Annotated in this window: 3 protein-coding genes; 2 read left to right on the top strand and 1 reads right to left on the bottom strand. The window is 72.0% G+C overall.

The annotated features are described in order from the left end of the window. The first annotated feature begins 157 nt into the window (after positions 1-157). On the top strand, positions 158-1,657 hold the full coding sequence (locus E1166_RS30000; protein WP_132343180.1) for an aldehyde dehydrogenase family protein: 1,500 nt from the start codon (positions 158-160) through the stop codon (positions 1,655-1,657). 34 nt (positions 1,658-1,691) lie between these two features. Here the strand turns inward: E1166_RS30000 and nucS are convergent, their stop codons facing one another. After that, positions 1,692-2,351 carry an endonuclease NucS gene (nucS, locus tag E1166_RS29995; protein ID WP_132265023.1) on the bottom strand — a complete coding sequence of 220 codons (660 nt, stop codon included), beginning with the start codon at positions 2,349-2,351 and terminating at the stop codon, positions 1,692-1,694. 71 nt (positions 2,352-2,422) lie between these two features. On the opposite strand from nucS, the gene E1166_RS29990 reads away from it, so the two are divergent. Continuing rightward, positions 2,423-3,040, top strand: a complete 618-nt coding sequence (locus tag E1166_RS29990; protein WP_132343179.1) for a DUF4126 domain-containing protein — start codon at positions 2,423-2,425, stop codon at positions 3,038-3,040. Positions 3,041-3,254: the final 214 nt, after the last annotated feature.

Below are 3,254 nucleotides of genomic sequence, written 5' to 3'. Positions count from 1 at the left end.
CCCCCGGGCGGCCATCTCCCCGCCCCCCGCCGGACACCACAGGTTGGCTGATCCGTCGCCCGGCCGACACGCACCAGCGGCACCATCCTCACCGCCTGCCCTGGGGCCGGACAGCCGGCCCCTACCCGCGGGTAGGTTGCCGGTCTAGACTTCCGCCATGACGGCTGTTCAGGTTCCGGGCCTCCCAGTCATCGAGGATGGTCGACTGGTTTCGACGAGTCCCGCCACTGGCGAGGAGGCCGGGCGCTTCCCCGTCGCGACGGCCGACGAGGTCGCCCGGGCGGTGGACCGCGCCCGCGTCGCCGGCGACTGGTGGGCCGGGCTCGGCTTCCGGGGGCGACGCGAGCGGTTGCTGCGCTGGCGCGGCCTGCTCGCCCGGCGGATCGAGGAACTGGCGCGGCTGATGCACGTCGAGGGGGGCAAGCCGATCCCCGACGCCGTGGTCGAGATCCTCACCGCGATCGAGCACGTCGACTGGGCCGCCCGCAACGCCGGCCGGGTGCTGGGGCCCCGGCGGGTCCGCTCCCGGCTGATCCTCGCCGAGTTCACCGGCCACCTGGAGTACCAGCCGCACGGTGTCGTCGGCGTGATCGGCCCGTGGAACTATCCCGTACTCACCCCGATCGGTTCCACCGGGTACGCGTTGGCCGCCGGCAACGCGGTGGTGTTCAAGCCCAGCGAGTACACCCCGGCGGTCGGGCAGTGGCTGGTCGACAGCTTCGCCGAGGTGGTGCCCGAGCAGCCGGTCCTCACCGCCGTACACGGTCTCGGCGACGTCGGTGCGGCGCTGTGCCGCGCGGGCGTGAACAAGCTCGCCTTCACCGGCTCGACCGCCACCGCCAAGAAGGTGATGGCCGCCTGCGCCGAGTCGTTGACCCCGGTGCTGCTGGAGGCCGGCGGCAAGGACGCGATGATCGTCGACGCGGACGCCGACCTGGACGCCGCCGCCGAGGCGTGCGTCTGGGGTGGGCTGACCAACGCCGGGCAGACCTGTATCGGCATCGAGCGGGTCTACGCGGTCGAGCCGGTCTTCGACGCCTTCGTCGGCAAGGTGGTCGCCCGGGCCGAGCGGCTGACCGTGGGCGTCGACGGGGCGGACATCGGCCCGATCACCATGCCGGGCCAGCTCGACGTGATCCGGCGGCACATCGACGACGCGCTGGCCGCTGGCGGCCGGGCCGTCCTGGGCGGGTCGGACGCGGTACGGCCGCCGTACGTGCACCCGACGGTGCTGGTGGACGTGCCCGAGTCGTCGGCGGCCGTCCGCGAGGAGACCTTCGGCCCCACCCTGACCATCAACCGGGTGCCCGACGCCGACGAGGCGGTACGCCGGGCCAACGCCCTGTCGTACGGCCTCGGGGGTTCGGTCTTCGGCCGCAAGCGGGCGGTGGCGATCGCCCGGCAGCTGCGCTCGGGCATGGCCTCGATCAACTCCGCGCTCACCTTCGCCGGGATGTCCACCCTGCCGTTCGGTGGGGTGGGCGACTCCGGGTTCGGCCGGATCCACGGCGAGGACGGGCTGCGGGAGTTCGGCCGGGCCAAGGCGATCACCCGTCGCCGGGCCCGTTCGCTGCTGCCGTCGACCACCTTCGAGCGGACGTCGTCCGACGTGGCCCGCCTGGTGAAGGTGGTCAAGCTGATGTACGGCCGCCGCTGACCGGCGCGACCCGCGGTACGGGCGGGCCGGCAGCTCAGAAGAGAGTCAGCTCGTCACGCTCGATGCCACGCAGCTTGTCGTAGTCGACCACCACGCAGCGGATTCCCCGGTCGGTGGCGAGCACCCGGGCCTGCGGCTTGATCTCCTGGGCGGCGAACACCCCGGTGACCGGGGCGAGCAGCGGGTCCCGGTTCATCAGTTCGAGGTAGCGGGTGAGTTGCTCCACGCCGTCGATCTCGCCGCGCCGCTTCACCTCCACGGCGACGGCACCGGAGTTGGCGTCCCGGCAGAGCAGGTCGACCGGGCCGATGGCGGTCATGTACTCGCGGCGTACCAGGGTGAAGCCCTCGCCGAGGGTCTCCGGGTTGGCCGCCAACAACTCCTGAAGGTGCGCCTCCACACCGTCCTTGCGCAGCCCGGGGTCGACGCCCAGCTCGTACGAGGTGTCCTGGAAGACCTCCTCCAGGGTGATCCGCAGTTCCTCGCCCGCCTTGTTGACCACCCGCCAGACGCCGGGAGCCTCTTCCAGCCGGCACGGCGGACTCATCCAGTTCAGCGGCTTGTACGCCCGGTCGTCGGCGTGGATGGAGACCGAGCCGTCCGCCTTGACCATCAGCAGTCGGGTGGCCGGCGGCAGATGCGCCGAGAGCCGTCCCACGTAGTCCACCGAGCACTTCGCAATCACCAGCCGCACCCGAGCAGGGTAGCCGAGGACCGGCCCACCGCCAGCGAGCGGCACTGGCGTGCCGGTGCGACCCTTAAATCGTGTTCGAAGTACTCACCGGCACCGGGCTGGCCGCATCGGCGGGCCTGAACGCCTACATCCCCCTGCTCACCATGGGACTGCTGGCCCGCTACACCGACCTGATCGACCTACCCGGCGGCTGGCAGTGGCTGGGCGACGGATGGGTGCTGGCGATCCTGGCCGTGCTGCTCGCCGTCGAGGTCGTCGCCGACAAGGTGCCGGTGGTCGACCATGTCAACGACGTCATCCAGACGGTGGTCCGCCCGACCGCCGGCGGTCTGGCCTTCGGGGCCGGCGCCAGCTCGGAGACGGTGACGGTCAGCGACCCGGGCAGCTTCTTCTCGTCCCACCAGTGGGTGCCTGTGGTGGCCGGCGTGGTGATCGCGCTCGGCGTGCACCTGCTCAAGTCGGCCGCCCGGCCGGTGGTCAACGCCACCACCGCCGGGGCCGGTGCCCCGGTGGCGAGCACCGCCGAGGACGTGTCCAGCGTGGTCATGTCCCTGGTGGCGATCGTCCTGCCGGTGCTGGTGCTGGTCTTCCTGGTCGGTTTGGTGGCCTTTCTCTTCTGGTTCCTGCGCCGCCGGGCCGACCGCCGTCGCGAGCGCCGGGCCGCCCGGGCCGCCGGCTACCGCGTCTGACCGGCCGTACGTCTCCACCAGCGCGCACGCCGCTGGCCGGCACCCCGGGGGGTGCCGGCCAGCGTTGTTCTTGGTCAGCTGTTCCAGTACTGGGCGACGAGGTCGGCGGCCTGCTGCTCCCACTGCGCGTACGCATCCGGGTAGGCCGACACCTGCACGGTCTGCGCGGCCTCGGTCAACGGCATGTCCTGCCAACCATCAACCTGCTTCAGAC

This window comes from Micromonospora sp. KC213 (assembly GCF_004348325.1).
GTDB lineage: Bacteria > Actinomycetota > Actinomycetes > Mycobacteriales > Micromonosporaceae > Micromonospora.
The sequence above is the reverse complement of the archived record's forward strand: the minus strand, read 5'-3'. Positions and strand labels throughout refer to the sequence as shown.